We start from the raw sequence: 16,103 nt of genomic DNA, 5'->3' as shown, positions 1-16,103 counted from the left end.
CGCGCCGCGGGGAGCGCCGATGACGATCGAGTGGGGATGACGGGTGGACTGGTCGAACATCTGGATGTTCTGGTGGCTGATCTTCCCGATCGGAGCCGCCATCGGCGGTGCCATCAAGTCGTTCGACCGCGCGTCGGAGCGCCGGCACCGGCGGCGCCTGGAGATGATGCGCGCCAAGGCCGAGCTGCGCTCCGGTGCCATTCCCGCCGTCGGCGCGCAGGCCGCGACCCGGGGCGGCGCGGTCGACGACGCGGGCCACGCGGCATCCGACTCGGCTGACGCCACTCTCACGCAGCTGCTCGTCATCCACGACGACGTCACCGCCCGCTGGCTCGAGTACGAACTGGATGTCGCCAAACTGATCGCCTTTCCCGCGATGAGCGACGGACGCCAGCCGCTGACGGCGGCGTTCCTTCGCGCGAAGCGCGTCGCCGACCGGCTGCGACCGCCGTCGGCCACGGCGCGGATCAGCCCCGAGCAGCTGCGGGAGTACCGCGAGGCCGTCACCGACTACGAGGTCGCCTTCGACCTGGCCGAGCGCGACGCGCGGCGGCTGAAGGACGCGAATTTCAGCGCCGAGGAGCGCAAGCGCCTCGACACCGCGCAGCAGCTCCTCTCGGTCGCGATCGATGAGGCGGCGACCCCGGCGGAGCGGCAGCTCGCCTACCGCCGCGTGCGCGAGGAGCTCGACGGGCTTCTTCTGCTGTCGGATGACGCGATCGAGGTCTTGGAGAAGAAGGTCGCGCAGGAGCTCCCCGCACACCCCTCGACCGCGCCGCCGCCCGCGGCGCCGCCCGCGCCGTCCGCCTGAGCGCCGCTCCGCGGCATCCGGCGCTCCCCCGTCGCAATCCGCCCCCCGCCCGCCCGAAATCGGGGCAGAACGTGACGGGCGAAGCGACCGCGAGACACCCCCTTACCGCTCCCCCGTCGCAACCCGCCCCCGCCCCGCCCGGTAGCGGGGCAGAACGTGACGGCGAAGCGACCGCGAGACACCCCGTTTCCGCTCCCCCGTCGCAATCCGCCCCCGCCCGCGCGAAATCGGGGCAGAACGTGACGGGCGAAGCGACCGCGAGACACCCCCTTACCGCTCCCCCGTCGCAATCCGCACCCGCCCGGCCGACGTGCGCCGCGATAGCGGTGTGCGCGACGGCTGCGTGCGGAGGGTTGACAGCGAGAGGTGCGGTGTTGCATGGTTAGTTGGTCAACTAATGAACCAGTAAGGAACCCCGTGGTCGAAGAAGGCAGGGCGCTCTTCCTCCAGATCGCCGAAAGCGTGGAGGACGCGATCATCGACGGCAGCCTCACCGAAGAGAGCCAGGCGCCGTCGACGAACGAGCTCGCCGCGTTCCACCGCATCAACCCCGCCACCGCTGCCAAAGGAGTGACCATGCTCGTCGACAAGGGCGTCTTGTACAAGCGACGCGGAATCGGCATGTTCGTCGCTCCCGGCGCGCGCGAGCGTCTGCTCGACGAGCGCCGCACCGCATTCGCCGACCGGTACGTCGAACCGCTGCTCGCCGAGGCGCGCAAGCTCGGACTCGGCCCCGCCGATCTCACGGCACTGATCAACGACCGCGCCGCGGTCACCGAACCCTGAGTCCGGAAAGGACACCACGATGACCCACGTGATCGAGGTGGAGCACCTGACCAAGCGCTACCGCGACAGCGTCGCGGTCGACGACGTCAGCTTCTCCATCGAGAAGGACACCATTTACGGCCTCCTCGGCCGCAACGGCGCCGGCAAGACGACCGTGATGTCGATCCTCACCGCACAGAACTTCGCCACCAGCGGCACGGTGCGCGTGTTCGGCGAGCACCCGTACGAGAACGCTCGCGTGCTGCAGCGCATGTGCTTCGTGCGAGAGAGCCAGAAGTACCCGGATGACGCGACTCCGCGTCACGCGCTGAGGATGGCGCGGCTCTTCTTCCCCCACTGGGACCAGGAGCTCGCCGATCAGCTCGTCGACGACTTCCAGCTACCGCTCAAGGGCCGGACGATCAAGAAGCTCTCGCGCGGTCAGCTCTCGGCGGTCGGCGTCATCATCGGCCTGGCCTCACGCGCTGAGATCACCTTCTTCGACGAGCCGTACCTCGGTCTCGACGCGGTGGCCCGCCAGATCTTCTACGACCGTCTGCTCAGCGACTACGCCGAGCACCCCCGCACGATCATCCTCTCCAGCCATCTCATCGATGAGGTGTCGAATCTCCTCGGCCGGGTGCTGGTGATCGACCGGGGCCGCATCGTCATGGACGAGGAGACCGACGAGATCCGCGATCGCGCGACGAACGTGGTCGGCGACGCCGCGGCGGTGGAGAGCTTCACCGCCGGTCGCGAGATCATCCACCGGCAGAGTCTCGGGCGCACCACCTCGGTCACCGTCCTCGGTCGGCTCTCGGCCGACGACCGCGCCCGCATGGCCGCCGCTGGACTGGATGTCGCTCCCGTCTCGCTGCAGCAGCTCATCGTCCGCACCACCCAGCACGCCGCCGAGCAGGGCGGCTCGTTCACCTCACTCGAAGAAGGAGCACTCCGATGAACCGCACGCTGCGCGTCGTCCGGATGCAGCTGATCAACCGTCAGACCTACCTCTGGGTGCCCCTCCTCGTCCTCGGCGGCGCCTTCATCCTGTCCGTCGCGATCTGGTGGATCCTCGCCGGGTCGGGCGTGACCGGGAACTTCTACGGCGGCGGCGCCCAGGCACCCCTGTGGTATCTCGCGGTCGTCGGCGTGCAGGCGCTGACTCTGACGTTCCCGTTCTCGCAGGCGATGAGTGTCACGCGCCGGGAGTTCTTCTTCGGCACCTATCTCATCGCCGCGCTCAGCGCGGCGAGCCTGGCGGTGATCTTCGTCATCGGCGGCTGGATCGAGACGCTGACCGGCGGCTGGGGGCTCAACGGCTACTTCTTCTACTCGGCCGAGATCTGGCAGGGCGGCCCCCTGGGCGCCGCGTTCATCTTCTTCACCGTGGCGATGCTGATGTTCACGCTCGGGTTCACCGGTGCGACCGTGTACAAGCGTTTCGGGCCCACGGTCTTCACGGTCAGCCTCATCGGGCTCGGCGCGCTTCTCGTGGGAGCCATGTTCATCGTCGGCCGGCTGAACGCCTGGGGCCAGGTGTTCACGTGGATCGGCGAGCAGGGACCCCTCGGCATGGCTGCGTGGGGACTCGTCGTGGCCGCCGCGCTCGGCGCTGCGGCGTTCGCGACGCTTCGCCGCGCGACGCCCTGATCGGCCGTCGCGAGGCCTCCCCCCTCTGCTCCCCCGTCACGTTCTGCCCCGTCGCTCATCCGAACGGGGCGGAACGTGACGGGGGAACGATCGAACGAGGGCGGAACGTGACGGGGGAACGATCGAACGAGGGCGGAACGTGACGGGGGAACGGTCGAACGAGGGAACGCCGTCCTAGTCGGAGGGGAGGGATCCCAGGAACACCCCGATCCGGTCGTCCACCTTCACGAACTGCAACGCCGCACCGGGGAATCGCTCCCGCAACTCGGGAGGGGACGCGCTGTCGACCGCAAGCGAGACGGTCGCAGGGAACTCGCCGACGCGGCACCCCGAGTACACGGGGCCGGACGTCGAGTAGCCGTTCTGAGCGGCCTCCTCATCCTCCGGCAGGTCGGCGGTCAGGACGACAGTGAAGCAGTCACCGCCGGTGCCGTAGAACCCGGTCGTCGTCTCGAAGAGAGTCAGCCCGAAGAACTCGTACACGGCGGAACTGGCTCCCACTCCGAACCACCCGGTCGGGATCGTCGTCGTCGACTCGGGCTCGAGCGCCGCGATCTGGGGCGCGCCGTGCGATGACTCGACCGGCGCCAGACGGACCAGCCCGTAGGTCACCACCGCCGTCACTGCCGCGACCGCGGCGAGGGACGCGATCCATCCGACCCAGATGAGGGAGGACTCTCGCCGACGAGGCGAAGAGCGAGTCGGATGCCGCGGCGCCCCGTTCGAGGCCGCAGACCCAGCCGTCCCCTCGTCGAAACCGGCGATCCCGGTCGCTGTGGCGTCGCCCGGTACGACGGACCCCTCCGACTGCGGTCCGAGGGACGGGGCCTGCCCCGACAGGGCCTCCCCCGACAGGCCCTGCTCCTCCGCCTGCACGACCGACGTCACCGACGCGTCCCGTGCCGACGGCGACGCACGCGGAGCGTCGGATGGCTCGGGGCGGACGCCGGCGGCGGACGAACTCTTCCTCTGCCGCTCGAGCTCCCTCAGACGGCGAAGGGCGTCCGGGTCATCGTCGATGTCGGCGGCGGGCCCGTACGCGCGCCGACGAAGAAGATCCAGTTCGGAACGCTCGGAGCCCTTCACGCTCCGATGATGTCACCGTCCCAGAATCGCCGGCGCGTCGCGCGCCGGGTCAGCTCGACGAGCGGCCCGTCTTCTCCTGCAACCGTTCGATGTGCTCCGAGGCCTCGGCCTTGGTCAGATCGGCCGAGAGCTCTTCCCCCGCCTCGCGGGCCAGGGTGTCGAGATAGCTGCGCTGCGGAGCGGTCATGGGTTCGTCGCCGGTGACCCAGTCGGCCGGATCCTTCTCCGCGGGGTTGGTGGTGTCGTCGGACGTGGTCGCACCGAGGGTCTCGGCGCTGGATGTGTTGTCGGACATGCGTTCGACACTACGTCGGGCCAGCGACATCCCTCCCGCCCTTGACAACGACCCCGGATCCCGTCAGCGGATCGGCACCGCCACGTCGCTTCCGCCCTCCACGGTCAGGCGCTCACCCATCTGCACGAGCCCGGCCGTCTCGACGAACCCGCCTGCGAACAGCGCCTGCCCCTGAGCGAACAGCGGCGAGCGCTCCACCAGCGCCGCCGGCGCATAGCCGAACACCTCGCCGAGCTCGGCCAGGTCGCGCGGCGAGCTCATGCGCATCAGGGCGAGGTTGTCGCACTGCGACAGGGCATTGGGGTGCACCTTCGAGGGCCGCTGCGTCGACAGCAGCAGCCACAGCCCGTACTTCCGGCCTTCGGCCGCGATCTGCACGATGCGCTCGGTGAGCTCTCGCTCCACCGGGGTCATCGGGTTCGGCTGCACGAGATTGTGGGCCTCGTCGATGACGATCAACCGGCCCACCCGCTCGGCGCGGTGCTCCCATAAGTGATCGAGCACCGCGAGCGCCGCCGCGAGCATCTCGGCCCGCGTGGGGAAGCCGCCGAGGTCGAGCACCGTCGCGTCGGGCTGCTCGCGGATGTCGTCGGTGACGCTCCGGCCGCGCCAGGCCCACAGCCCCCACCCGCCGAGGCCGAGGTTCTCGAGCCGGGTCGCGAGGCGGTGACGGGCGGGGTCGTCGCCCGACCTCAGGTGAGCGACGAGGCTTCCGCGGCGGACGACGTCGAGTTCTTCCTCGAGTTTGAGCAGAGCGTTGAAGTCTTCGGCGTCGCGAATCGGATCCAGCTCGAGCAGCGCCGCGCGAGAGCGCCACGGCATGTCGAGGAATCGCGCTTGCAGGGCGTCGGGGCGGTCGCGCCCCGGGCGGAACACCCGGATGTCGCGCTCGTCCCAGGCGGCGCGCACCGCGTCATCCGCTCCCTCCCGCACCGTGCCGAGGCCGACGAAATCCGAGTTCGGATCCAGGATGACCAGGGGCAGGCGAGTGTGCAGGATGACGCGCTCGAGCAGCACGCCGAGGGCGTAGGTCTTGCCCGACCCGCTCTGCCCGCACCAGAAGGTGTGCCGGTTGAGCTTTCGCGCGAGCACCTGTGCGGGGGTCGGTTCGGCTGCCTCGAGGAGGGTGCCGATCTCGAGCCGATCGCCCATGTCAGCGCCCTTCGCTCACAGCGCCCGCGGCGGTGTGGTGGCGGATCACCTCGGCGACGACGAAGTTGAACCACTTCTCGGCGAACTCGGGATCGAGGTCGGCCTCCTGGGCCAGTCGCTTCAGGCGTGCGATCTGCTGCTCCTCGCGTCCGGGGTCGGAGGCCGGCATGCCGTGCGCGGCCTTCAACTCACCCACCTGCTGCGTGCAGCGGAAGCGCTCGGCCAGAAGGAAGACCAGCGCCGCGTCGACGTTGTCGATGCTCGCGCGCAACCGCAGAAGCGTGGTCGTGGGATCTTCGGTCGTCATGGCTTTCCCTCCCCGATCCACGACCATACCGCGCGGCCCCGAGCGCCGCCGAGGTCGCGGGCCGCACGCCCCTAGAGTGTGACCATGACCGACGCCCGCCCCTCCGCTTCGTCGCCTGCGGACGACCCTGTCACCGACGCGTCCGAGCCGTCCGTCGAAACGACCTACGTCCGGCGCCGCACCCTCTTCACCAGCGTGAACAATCCGTTCGCGATCGGCTTCTTCCTCACCCTCGGCGGACTCGTCGCCCTCGGGCTCGGTGTCGCGTTCATCAACCTCTCCACGGTGCTGATCTACATCGCCTTCGCCCTGTTCGCAGCGCTCGGGCTCGACCCGATCGTGCGCTTCCTCGAGAGACGCGGACTCGGACGCGGGTGGGCGATCCTCATCGTCTTCGCAGGCTTCGTCGTCATCGTCGTCGGAGTCGTGTCGCTCGTCGTGCCGACTCTCGTGCGACAGATCTCCCAGTTCTTCTCCGACCTGCCCTCGACGATCAACGCCTTCCAGGCCTCAGACGTCTACGCCTGGCTGCAAGACACCTTCGGCGACCAGATCGGCAGCCTGCTCGGGGAGTTCGAGACCTTCATCACCAACCCCGCGAACATCGCCGCGATCGGCGGCGGAGTCCTGCAGGTCGGCGCGACCATCGCGACGACGATCTCGGGCATCCTGATCGTGCTGGTGCTGAGCCTGTACTTCCTGGCATCCCTCGACACCATGAAGGTCGCCTTCACCCGTCTGAGCCCCGCCCGCTACCGCCCGAAGGTGCGGTCGATGACCGATGAGATCACCGACTCGATCGGCGGATATCTCATGGGCATGGTGGTGCTGGCGTTCTTCAACTCGCTCGTGGCGTTCTTCCTGCACCTCTTCCTCGGTCTGCCCTTCCCGGCCCTGATGGCGGTCGCGGCGTTTGCGATCACGCTCATCCCCCTCGTGGGTCCGGTGCTGTACTGGATCTTCGCCAGCATCCTCGCGCTGTTCACCAACCCGCTCACGGCGCTGATCTTCGCGATCGCGTACCTCATCTACATCCAGATCGAGGCATACGTCCTGACCCCGCGCGTGATGAGCCGCGCGATCGCGGTGCCCGGGGCGCTCGTCGTCATCGGCGCGCTCGTCGGCGGCACGCTGCTGGGGCTTCTCGGCGCGCTCGTGGCGATCCCCGTGACGGCGTCGATCCTGTTGATCATCAAGCAGGTCGTGATCCCCCGCCAGGACGCGAAGCTGTAGCGGGCGCCGCCACGGGGCGCCGCACGCGCCCCCGAGGCACCGCGACCCGCCGAAAAACGTCGCTCCCGCGGCATCCGCACGGCAGAAGTCGACGGGTCGTGGGAATGGAGCGGGTCAGACGAGGGGCGTCAGGCAGGTCGGCGACGGCGCCGACGTGCGATGGCGAACGCGGCCGGGCACCCCGGAGCGGATGTCGAGGGTCAGCGACACCACGTCGTCGGAGCGTTCCCCGGCGACCAGCAGGGTGTCGCGCACCACGAGGTGGTGTCTCGGCCAGTCCACGCCCGCCTCGACGAGGGCGACGGGCGCGAGGCTCTCCCCCGCGCCGCGCACGGCGACGACGGCGATCGTGTTGCTCCCGCGCACACCGGCGTAGAGGAACGCGCCGTCGCGCGACGGGGCCAGCTCGGCGGCGCTGTCTCCGGCGAGCGTTCCGGCTCCGAGGGGCGCTCCCGACACCACGCGCCAGCGCCCCGCTTCGTCGCGCGCGAGCGCGAAGACCTCGCAGCTGTACTCCGTCACCACGTACAGGTGCCCGCTCGGGTGCCACACCATGTGCCGCGGACCGCTGCCGTAGGGCAGCGAGACGTCGTGCAGCGGTCGCAGCCTCCCGTCCACGAGGCGCCAGAAGCGCACGAGATCGAATCCCAGATCGGATGTCGCGACGAGCCCGCCGGGCAGGAACACCGTCTGATGCGCCCGCGAGACCCTCTCCTCGGCCGGCTCCGGTCGATCGACGGGCCCCGCCAGGGCCGCCGCGTCGGCATCGCCGCTCACGCCGCCACCCATGCCGCCGAACAGCGCCATCCCGTCGAGCCCATCCAGCCCGTCGAGTCCTCGCCCACCGAAGAGACCTGCGTCTCCACGCCCACCGAGGCCCAAAGCCGCCAGGTCGATGCCGACCTCGGCTGCGGCCGCCTCGACATCCGACACAGCCCCCGTCACCCCGCCCGGCGCCGACGGATCCACCGCGGCCGGCGCGAAGGACGGCCGCCCGATCCGTCCATCGCTCGCGAGCGGATAACGCACCACGCGCCCGTCGCCCCAGCACGTCGCGACGAGAGTCCCGCCGTCCGGCGACACCGCGACATGGCACACCGCTTCCCCCGCCTCGACCGCGTCGCCGAGCGGAGCGAACCGGTCTTCGCCGATGCGTCGAAACGCACGCACGGTTCCCTCCGCCTCGAGGGTCGCGTAGGCGACATCCGTCCCCTCGTTCCAGCTGACCCACGACGGCGATCTCGCCGAGACCGCCTCACCGACCACGGCGAGCGGTCCGGCGGCGGAACCGGAGTCGGGTTCGCCCGCCAGGAGCACCCCGATCCCGGTGGCGATCCCGCCGCTGTCGGCGGAGTACCCGCCGACGAGGAACCGCATCAGTCGACCAGGTCGTGGCGCACGATGACCGCGTCGCGAGCTGCGCCCACGCCGATCACCGAGATGCGGGTGCCGCTCATCTCCTCCAGCGCCAGCACGTAGTCCTGCGCCGCCAGGGGAAGGTCGTCGAAGGTCCGGGCGCCCGAGATGTCGTCCTTCCATCCGGGGAACATCTCGTAGATCGGGCGCGCGTGGTGGAAGTCGGTCTGGTTGACCGGCACCTCCTCGAACCGCTCGCCGTCGACGTCGTAGGCGACGCACACCGGGATCTCGTCGAGGCCGGTGAGGATGTCGAGCTTGGTGAGCACGAGATCGGTGATGCCGTTGATGCGGGTCGCGTACCGGGTGATGGGCGCGTCGTACCAACCCACGCGGCGCGGGCGCCCCGTGGTGGTGCCGAACTCGAACCCCCGCGAGCGCAGGAAGTCGCCGTGCTCGTCGAACAGCTCCGTCGGGAACGGGCCCGACCCGACGCGGGTCGTGTAGGCCTTGACGATGCCGACGATGCGATCGAGGCGCCGGGGGCCGACCCCCGATCCGGTCGCCGCGCCACCCGCCGTCGCCGACGACGACGTGACGAAGGGATACGTGCCGTGGTCGACGTCGAGCATGGTCGCCTGTCCGCCCTCGAACACCACGACCTCGTTTCGGTCGAGGGCCTCATCGAGCAGCAGCGACGTGTCGGCGACCATCGGGCGCAGACGCTCGGCGTACGACAGCAGGTCTTCGACGACCTCTTCCACGGCGATCGCGCGGCGGTTGTAGACCTTCAGCAGGAGGTGGTTCTTCTGATCGAGCGCCCCCTCGACCTTCTGCCGCAGGATGTTCTCGTCGAAGAGGTCCTGCACGCGGATGCCGACCCGGTTGATCTTGTCGGCGTAGGCGGGGCCGATCCCACGACCGGTCGTGCCGATCTGGCGCTTGCCGAGGAAGCGCTCGGTGACTTTGTCGAGGGTGCGGTGGTACTGCGTGATCACGTGCGCGTTGGCGCTGATCCTCAGGCGCGAGGTGTCGAGGCCGCGCGCCTGCAGCGCCTTCAGCTCGGCGAAGAGCACCTCGAGGTCGATCACGACACCGTTGCCGATGACCGCGTTCACTCCCGGCGACAGGATGCCGGAGGGCAGCAGGTGCAGCGCGTACTTCTCGTCGCCGATGACGACGGTGTGTCCGGCATTGTTGCCGCCGTTGAACTTCACGACCCAGTCGGTGCGTTCACCCAGGAGGTCGGTGGCCTTGCCCTTGCCCTCGTCACCCCACTGAACGCCGACGATCACAATGCCTGGCATGGCCCACTCCCCCGTTGTCGGACGGTTACACCCGATCCTATCGGGCGAGCCCCCCGCACCCCCCGACCGCCCCGCTAGAGTCGGCCCATGCTGGCATCCTCTCGCTGGGCCGCCGCGTGGAACGTCCTGCGCCTCCTCGCCGCCGTCGCCATCATCACCGCCGTGATCGGGCAGGCCGTCCGCACCATCGGAATCGGCATCGCCGACGGCTCGCACCTGCCGACGGTGGTGACGAACTTCTTCAGCTTCTTCACGATCCTGTCCAACTGCGCCGCCGCGGTGGTGCTCCTCTGGGCTGGTGCGCGCTGGGCTGTGGCGCGGCGGACGAGAACAGCGGATGCCGCATCAGCGACCGATCCGCCCGCCCTCGCCGTCGCACTTGCGAGCGTGACGACCTACATGGTGATCACGGGCGTGGTCTACAACACCCTGCTGCGGAACGTGCCCCTGCCTCAGGGGGTCACGGTGCCCTGGTCGAATGAGATCCTGCACGTGATCGCGCCGCTCTTCCTGCTGCTCGATCTGTTCCTCGGCCCCGGACGCCGTGCGCTGCCGTGGCGCGACGTCGGCGTCATCCTCGTCTTCCCGATCGTGTGGGTGGTGTACACCCTCGTGCGCGGGCCGCTGATCACCAACCCGGCGTCGGGTCAGCCGTTCTGGTACCCGTACCCGTTCCTGAACCCGAACAACCCCGACCTGATCTTCCCGGGGTACGCGGGCGTGGCCTTCTGGGTCGTCGTCATCGCCCTCGGGATCGTGGTCACCGCCGCGGTCGTCGTCGCCGCAGGGCGACGCCGCGATCACTCCCGGGACGCGTCGTCGGTCGGGGTCTCCGCCTCGGTCTCGACGGGGTCGGCGGCGATTCCCGGCTCATCGTCGGGATCCGTTCCCTCGTCGACGGGCTCAGCCGGCCCGCCCTCCGGCGCCTGATCGTCGTCCACCGCCTCGCGCACCAGATCGGGCACCTGCCAGCGGCCCTCCAGGATCTCGGCACGGGGGCGGTACAGCCGGACGAGGAAGTTCCACTGCTCCGGCAGCGGGATGTCGTTCGGCCCCTCCACCTGACCGGGAGGCGTGAATCGCACCGTGATCGAGCCGTCCTCGTCGCGGACTCCGGTGACGCTGTTCACCGAGTAGCGACCCTCGGGGTTCGGCTCGAAGAAGCCGCGGGCGTTGTAGACCGACACCGACCAGAAGCCGTCGACCGGCACCTCGTGCATGGTGAGCTCGTAGTGCCCGACGGGCAGTTGGGGGTCCACCCCCAGGTATGAGGCCTCCCACAGCGGCAGGCCGCCCCAGCCGGCGGCGGTGCCGATGAGGTGGCGGACCGGATCGACCTCGTCCCGGTCGCCGAAGGTGCGGTCGAATGCGCGAAGACCCCGCGCGAGCGTCAGCAGCGCGTCGCGAGTGGCGTCGAGAGATGCCGCATCCCAGTCCCCCGGCTCGAAGGGGCGCGACGACACGGCCTCGAGCGAGAGCTGATCCTGCAGGGCGGCGACCTCGGCGATGTCCTCGGGATCATCGGGGTCGACGAGTGTCCGCGCGGCGACGAGCACGTGATCGGCACCCGGCGCGAGGGCCGCGAGGTCGTGCTCGCCCGGGTCGTGCATCACCGCACGCACGTAGTGGTCGCGGTCGAGCACCATCACCGACAGGTACCGGCCTGCGGCATCCGGAATCGATACCCGGGCGCCCTCGGACAGATCCACGATCGCAAAGCTGTAGAGGGTGTCTCGATTGAGTCGGATGACGGTCTGATGGGCGACGTCGGCGGGCTCGCGGTTGTGTTTGAACACGTTCACGCCGCCGGCGTCGCGTTGGATGTCGGCGAACATCCGATCGGTCTCGGCACGCACGAAGGTGTCGACATTGACATGCACAGCCATGAGAAAACCCTCCCGCACCGCGGAGCAGGGCGCAAACCCCCTCTCACTAGACTTGAGGCCATGTCGAAGGTCCTTCAGTCCCTGCCCGTCGGCGAGCGCGTCGGCATCGCCTTCTCGGGGGGTCTGGACACCTCCGTCGCCGTCGCGTGGATGCGCGACAAGGGAGCGGTGCCCTGCACGTACACCGGCGACCTCGGTCAGTACGACGAGGACGACATCGCCTCGATCCCCGACCGGGCCCTGCAGTACGGCGCCGAGATCTCGCGCCTCGTCGACTGCAAGACCGCCCTCGTCGAGGAGGGGTTCGTGGCGCTGGCGTGCGGCGCGTTCCACATCCGCTCCGGCGGCCGCACCTACTTCAACACCACGCCCCTCGGGCGCGCGGTGACCGGCACGCTGCTGGTGCGCGCGATGAAGGACGACGGCGTCGACATCTGGGGCGACGGCTCGACCTACAAGGGCAACGACATCGAGCGGTTCTACCGCTACGGCCTTCTCGCCAACCCGGCCCTCCGCATCTACAAGCCGTGGCTCGACGCCGACTTCGTCACAGAGCTGGGCGGTCGTGCCGAGATGAGCGAGTGGCTGCTGGCCCATGGCTTCCCCTACCGCGACAGCGCCGAGAAGGCGTACTCGACCGATGCGAACATCTGGGGGGCGACCCACGAGGCGAAGACCCTGGAGCACCTCGACGTGTCGCTCGAGACGGTGCAGCCCATCATGGGCGTGCGGTTCTGGGACGACGGCGTCGAGATCGCCCCCGAAGACGTCAGCATCACCTTCGACGCCGGTCGGCCGGTGGCGATCAACGGCGAGGAGTTCGGCGACCCCGTCGAGCTCGTCCGGGCCGCCAATGCCGTCGGCGGCCGTCACGGCCTCGGCATGAGCGACCAGATCGAGAACCGCATCATCGAGGCGAAGTCGCGGGGCATCTACGAGGCGCCCGGGATGGCGCTGTTGTTCATCGCGTACGAGCGCCTCGTCAACGGCATCCTCAACGAAGACACCCTCGCGACCTATCACGAGCAGGGTCGCCGCCTCGGCCGCCTGATGTACGAGGGCCGCTGGCTCGAGCCGCAGTCGCTGATGCTTCGTGAGTCGATCCAGAAGTGGGTCGGGTCCTCGATCTCGGGAACCGTCACCCTGCGCCTTCGCCGCGGCGAGGACTACACGATCCTCGACACGGTGGCCTCGGGCCTGTCGTACGCACCCGAGAAGCTGTCGATGGAACGGGTCGGAGACGCCGCGTTCGGCCCCACCGACCGGATCGGCCAGCTGACGATGCGCAACCTCGACATCGCCGACTCCCGCGCCCGTCTCGAGCTCTTCGCCGGGCTCGGGCTCATCGGCGGCGCCACCGGGGAGCTGGTCGGAAAGCTCGAGCAGGGCGGGGCCGACGAGATCATCGAGCCGGCCGAGCCCGACGAGCGCGGTCGGCTGGCCGAAGCGACCGACGCCGCGTCGGAGGCTGCGGCGTTCGACACCGGCACCGACTGATCCCGCGCGCCGCGCCCCGACCCTCGGGATACGATTCTCCGGTGTCGCCCGAACGGCACCGAGATCCACGCTCTCCGGCACCGGGTCTCGCGACTGGAGGTCTCCTTCGATGACGAAGCCCGCAGACGTGATCGACGACGTCGAGCTGTTCGACGAGCCCGAACCGCCGGCACGACGTTCCCTCGGCCGCCGCATCGCCCTCATCGCGTACTCCGTCTTCGTCGGCCTCGTCGTGCTCGCCCTCATCGCCGCGAGCGTCGTCGTCTACTCGGTGCAGCGGTCGTTCCCCCAGCTCGACGGCGAGAAGACCCTCCCCGGTCTGACCGCCGAGGTGAGCGTGCAGCGCGACGCCCTCGGCATCCCGACCATCACCGCCGCGACCTCCCGCGACCTCTTCTACGCGCAGGGGTACGTCCATGCACAGGATCGGTTCTGGGAGATGGACTTCCGCCGTCACGTCACGAGCGGCCGGCTCTCGGAGCTCTTCGGCGAATCCCAGCTGCAGACCGACATCTTCCTGAGGACACTCGGATGGCGCGAGATCGCCGCCCAGGAGGTCGCCTCGCTCGACCCGACCGTCCTCGCGTACTACGACGCCTACGCCGACGGGGTGAACGCGTACCTGGCCGATCATCAGGGCCCCGACGCCTCCTTCGAGTACGCCGTCCTGGGTCTGCAGAACGCCGACTACGAGATCGAGCCGTGGACGCCCGAGGACTCCGTCGCCTGGCTGAAGGCGATGGCCTGGGACCTCCGCTCGAACATCGGCGACGAGACCAACCGCGCGGTCGCGGCGGCATCGTTCACTCCTGAGGAACTCGCCGACCTCTACCCGACCTATCCCTTCGACCGGAATCCCGTGATCGTGCCCGTGCTCGATGAGGCGGGAACCCCCGTGCCGGCGAGCGCGACCGCGACGACCCAGGCCGCACCGATCGTCGAGGCCGCCGTCGACTGGACCGAGGTCGGCGACGTCGTCGCCGCCGTCAGCACCCTCGTCGGGCCGATCGGCGAGGGCATCGGCTCGAACTCGTGGGTCGTGTCGGGCGCCCTCACCGACACCGGCATGCCGCTCCTCGCCAACGACCCGCACCTGGGCGCGTCGCTCCCGAGCGTCTGGCATCAGGTGCAGCTGAAGTGCGAACGCGTGCAGCAGAACTGTCCCTTCGACGTCGCCGGCTTCGGGTTCTCGGGGATGCCGGGGGTGATCATCGGCCACAACGCCGACATCGCGTGGGGCTTCACCAACCTCACCACCGACGTCACCGACCTGTACCTCGAGCGCGTGCAGGATGACGCGTACTGGCGCGACGGGCAGCTGTTGCCCCTCACCGTGCGGCAGGAGACCATCGCGGTCGCCGGCGGCGACGACGTCGAGATCACTGTGCGCGCCACCGAGAACGGGCCGCTCATCTCCGACGCCAGCGCGGAGTACGCCGGCATCGCCGACGACCCGTTCGTCGGCACCGACGGGGCTCCGGCCGCGCCGACCGGCGCGCCCGATGGGGAGTACGCCGTGAGCCTCCGGTGGACGGCGCTCGAACCCGGCACGACGCCGGCTGCCATCTTCGCCCTCAACCAGGCGGGCGATTTCGACTCCTTCCGCACGGCCGCGTCGCTCTTCGACGTGCCGGCGCAGAACCTCGTCTACGCCGACACGGCCGGGAACATCGGCTACCAGACGCCCGGCAAGCTGCCGATCCGCGGCGCCGGCGACGGGTCGCTGCCGCAGCCGGGGTGGGACTCCGCCTACGCCTGGCAGGGATACATCCCGTTCGAAGAGCTCCCGGTCTCGCTGAACCCCAAAGCCGGCTACATCGTCACCGCCAACAACGCCATCGTGGGCGAGGACTACCCCTATCAGCTCACCCGCGACTGGGACTACGGCTGGCGCGGAGCCCGCATCGTCGAGATGCTCGAGCGGCGGATCGCGGCGGGACCGTTGACCGCGACCGACATGCGCGACATCCAGGCCGACAACGCCATGTGGATGGGCCCGCGTCTCATCGCCGCGTACGCCGGCGTTCAGACCGGTGACGCGGGAACGGATGCTGCGCTCGACCTCCTCGGCGGGTGGGACGGCCAGAACCACGCCGGCTCCGCCGCGGCGGCCTACGCCAACGTGCTCTGGGACGAACTGGTGCAGAACATCTTCGTGCGCGAGCGCGATACCGCGGCTCCCCTCGGAAACCAGGCCCGCAAGTTCCTCGTCGTCGACACCCTGCTCTCCGACCCGTCGTCGCCGTGGTGGCAGAACGAGGGGCTCGACGTGTCGTCGCAGGCCGAGATGCTCGAGCGCACCGCGACCGATGCGTACGAGCGGCTCGTGACGCTCCAGGGCGACAACCCCCGGATGTGGAAGTGGGGCACCCTGCATGCCCTCGATCTGACGAATGACACGTTCGGAACCTCGGGCATCGCGCCGATCGAGATGCTGTTCAATCGCGGCCCCTACCCCGTCGGCGGCGGCTCGTCGGTGGCGAACGCGACAGGATGGGTGCTCGGGCAGGGCTTCGAGACCGTGACCGTGCCGTCGATGCGCATGGTCGTCGACCTCGGCGATCTCGACCGGTCGGGCTGGCATCACCTGACCGGTGCGAGCGGCCACGCCTTCCACCCGAACTACGTCGATCAGACTCCGGCGTGGCAGCGTGCGGAGCTTCTTCCCTGGGCCTTCACCCCCGACGCCGTCGCGGCGACGACCACGCACACGCTGCGCCTGATCCCCTCGGACTGAAAGAGCAGGGGGCGGCCG

Annotated in this window: 14 protein-coding genes and 1 pseudogene; 8 read left to right on the top strand and 7 right to left on the bottom strand. The window is 69.6% G+C overall.

What is annotated here, in order from left to right; all coding sequences use genetic code 11:
• Nucleotides 1-43: 43 nt before the first annotated feature.
• The 4 genes from V6S02_RS11735 (at nt 44) to V6S02_RS11720 (ending at nt 3,229) form a co-directional block, all read left to right on the top strand.
• Nucleotides 44-811 carry a hypothetical protein gene (locus tag V6S02_RS11735; RefSeq protein WP_442927926.1) on the top strand — a complete coding sequence of 256 codons (768 nt, stop codon included), beginning with the start codon at nt 44-46 and terminating at the stop codon, nt 809-811.
• A gap of 417 nt (nt 812-1,228) precedes the next feature.
• Nucleotides 1,229-1,597: a GntR family transcriptional regulator gene (locus tag V6S02_RS11730; protein WP_141936122.1), complete on the top strand. Its 369-nt coding sequence runs from the start codon at nt 1,229-1,231 to the stop codon at nt 1,595-1,597.
• A 19-nt stretch (nt 1,598-1,616) separates the two neighbouring features.
• Nucleotides 1,617-2,537 carry an ABC transporter ATP-binding protein gene (locus tag V6S02_RS11725; protein ID WP_336401004.1) on the top strand — a complete coding sequence of 307 codons (921 nt, stop codon included), beginning with the start codon at nt 1,617-1,619 and terminating at the stop codon, nt 2,535-2,537.
• Nucleotides 2,534-3,229, top strand: coding sequence for a hypothetical protein (locus tag V6S02_RS11720; RefSeq protein ID WP_141936126.1), 696 nt, complete (start codon nt 2,534-2,536; stop codon nt 3,227-3,229). Before V6S02_RS11725 ends, V6S02_RS11720 begins: the two co-directional genes overlap by 4 nt.
• Nucleotides 3,230-3,403: 174 nt before the next feature.
• Here V6S02_RS11720 and V6S02_RS11715 read toward each other — a convergent pair whose 3' ends face one another.
• From V6S02_RS11715 to V6S02_RS11700, 4 genes are all read right to left on the bottom strand, one after another.
• Nucleotides 3,404-4,315, bottom strand: a complete 912-nt coding sequence (locus V6S02_RS11715) for a hypothetical protein (RefSeq protein ID WP_336401003.1) — start codon at nt 4,313-4,315, stop codon at nt 3,404-3,406.
• Nucleotides 4,316-4,364: 49 nt separating this feature from the next.
• Nucleotides 4,365-4,610, bottom strand: a complete 246-nt coding sequence (locus V6S02_RS11710) for a DUF3072 domain-containing protein (RefSeq protein WP_124292049.1) — start codon at nt 4,608-4,610, stop codon at nt 4,365-4,367.
• A 63-nt stretch (nt 4,611-4,673) separates the two neighbouring features.
• A complete protein-coding gene (locus V6S02_RS11705) occupies nt 4,674-5,762 on the bottom strand; it encodes an ATP-binding protein (RefSeq protein ID WP_124292048.1) in 1,089 nt (362 codons plus the stop codon).
• Nucleotide 5,763: 1 nt separating this feature from the next.
• Nucleotides 5,764-6,069 (bottom strand): chorismate mutase, encoded by a 306-nt coding sequence (locus V6S02_RS11700; RefSeq protein ID WP_124292047.1) that lies wholly within the window; start codon nt 6,067-6,069, stop codon nt 5,764-5,766.
• A gap of 84 nt (nt 6,070-6,153) precedes the next feature.
• On the opposite strand from V6S02_RS11700, the gene V6S02_RS11695 reads away from it, so the two are divergent.
• Nucleotides 6,154-7,302: an AI-2E family transporter gene (locus tag V6S02_RS11695; protein WP_124292046.1), complete on the top strand. Its 1,149-nt coding sequence runs from the start codon at nt 6,154-6,156 to the stop codon at nt 7,300-7,302.
• 114 nt (nt 7,303-7,416) lie between these two features.
• On the opposite strand, the gene V6S02_RS11690 is transcribed toward V6S02_RS11695, so the two are convergent.
• A complete protein-coding gene (locus tag V6S02_RS11690; RefSeq protein ID WP_336401002.1) occupies nt 7,417-8,679 on the bottom strand; it encodes a lactonase family protein in 1,263 nt (420 codons plus the stop codon).
• Nucleotides 8,679-9,965 carry an adenylosuccinate synthase gene (locus V6S02_RS11685; protein WP_179561153.1) on the bottom strand — a complete coding sequence of 429 codons (1,287 nt, stop codon included), beginning with the start codon at nt 9,963-9,965 and terminating at the stop codon, nt 8,679-8,681. Before V6S02_RS11685 ends, V6S02_RS11690 begins: the two co-directional genes overlap by 1 nt.
• 87 nt (nt 9,966-10,052) lie before the next feature.
• On the opposite strand from V6S02_RS11685, the gene V6S02_RS11680 reads away from it, so the two are divergent.
• Nucleotides 10,053-10,895: a Pr6Pr family membrane protein gene (locus tag V6S02_RS11680; RefSeq protein ID WP_336401001.1), complete on the top strand. Its 843-nt coding sequence runs from the start codon at nt 10,053-10,055 to the stop codon at nt 10,893-10,895.
• A gap of 74 nt (nt 10,896-10,969) precedes the next feature.
• Here V6S02_RS11680 and V6S02_RS11675 read toward each other — a convergent pair.
• Nucleotides 10,970-11,800, bottom strand: a pseudogene (locus V6S02_RS11675) (DUF1254 domain-containing protein); the annotation flags it as partial.
• A 111-nt stretch (nt 11,801-11,911) separates the two neighbouring features.
• Between V6S02_RS11675 and argG the strand changes: the two are divergent.
• On the top strand, nt 11,912-13,348 hold the full coding sequence (argG, locus tag V6S02_RS11670; RefSeq protein ID WP_336401000.1) for an argininosuccinate synthase: 1,437 nt from the start codon (nt 11,912-11,914) through the stop codon (nt 13,346-13,348).
• Between the two features lie 109 nt (nt 13,349-13,457).
• Nucleotides 13,458-16,085 carry a penicillin acylase family protein gene (locus V6S02_RS11665; RefSeq protein WP_336400999.1) on the top strand — a complete coding sequence of 876 codons (2,628 nt, stop codon included), beginning with the start codon at nt 13,458-13,460 and terminating at the stop codon, nt 16,083-16,085.
• The last annotated feature ends 18 nt before the right edge of the window (nt 16,086-16,103 follow it).

It is taken from the genome of Microbacterium sp. CCNWLW134 (assembly GCF_037083565.1).
In the GTDB taxonomy this organism is placed as follows: domain Bacteria; phylum Actinomycetota; class Actinomycetes; order Actinomycetales; family Microbacteriaceae; genus Microbacterium.
The sequence above is the reverse complement of the archived record's forward strand: the minus strand, read 5'-3'. Positions and strand labels throughout refer to the sequence as shown.

What these genes read in the sequence shown, in the direction of transcription:
- V6S02_RS11680 (WP_336401001.1), top strand. Translation starts at nt 10,053, where the DNA reads ATGCTGGCATCCTCTCGCTGGGCCGCCGCGTGGAACGTCCTGCGCCTC.
- V6S02_RS11695 (WP_124292046.1), top strand. Translation starts at nt 6,154, where the DNA reads ATGACCGACGCCCGCCCCTCCGCTTCGTCGCCTGCGGACGACCCTGTC.
- argG (WP_336401000.1), top strand. Translation starts at nt 11,912, where the DNA reads ATGTCGAAGGTCCTTCAGTCCCTGCCCGTCGGCGAGCGCGTCGGCATC.
- V6S02_RS11710 (WP_124292049.1), bottom strand. Translation starts at nt 4,610, where the DNA reads ATGTCCGACAACACATCCAGCGCCGAGACCCTCGGTGCGACCACGTCC.
- V6S02_RS11705 (WP_124292048.1), bottom strand. Translation starts at nt 5,762, where the DNA reads ATGGGCGATCGGCTCGAGATCGGCACCCTCCTCGAGGCAGCCGAACCG.
- V6S02_RS11685 (WP_179561153.1), bottom strand. Translation starts at nt 9,965, where the DNA reads ATGCCAGGCATTGTGATCGTCGGCGTTCAGTGGGGTGACGAGGGCAAG.
- V6S02_RS11690 (WP_336401002.1), bottom strand. Translation starts at nt 8,679, where the DNA reads ATGCGGTTCCTCGTCGGCGGGTACTCCGCCGACAGCGGCGGGATCGCC.
- V6S02_RS11720 (WP_141936126.1), top strand. Translation starts at nt 2,534, where the DNA reads ATGAACCGCACGCTGCGCGTCGTCCGGATGCAGCTGATCAACCGTCAG.
- V6S02_RS11725 (WP_336401004.1), top strand. Translation starts at nt 1,617, where the DNA reads ATGACCCACGTGATCGAGGTGGAGCACCTGACCAAGCGCTACCGCGAC.
- V6S02_RS11665 (WP_336400999.1), top strand. Translation starts at nt 13,458, where the DNA reads ATGACGAAGCCCGCAGACGTGATCGACGACGTCGAGCTGTTCGACGAG.
- V6S02_RS11700 (WP_124292047.1), bottom strand. Translation starts at nt 6,069, where the DNA reads ATGACGACCGAAGATCCCACGACCACGCTTCTGCGGTTGCGCGCGAGC.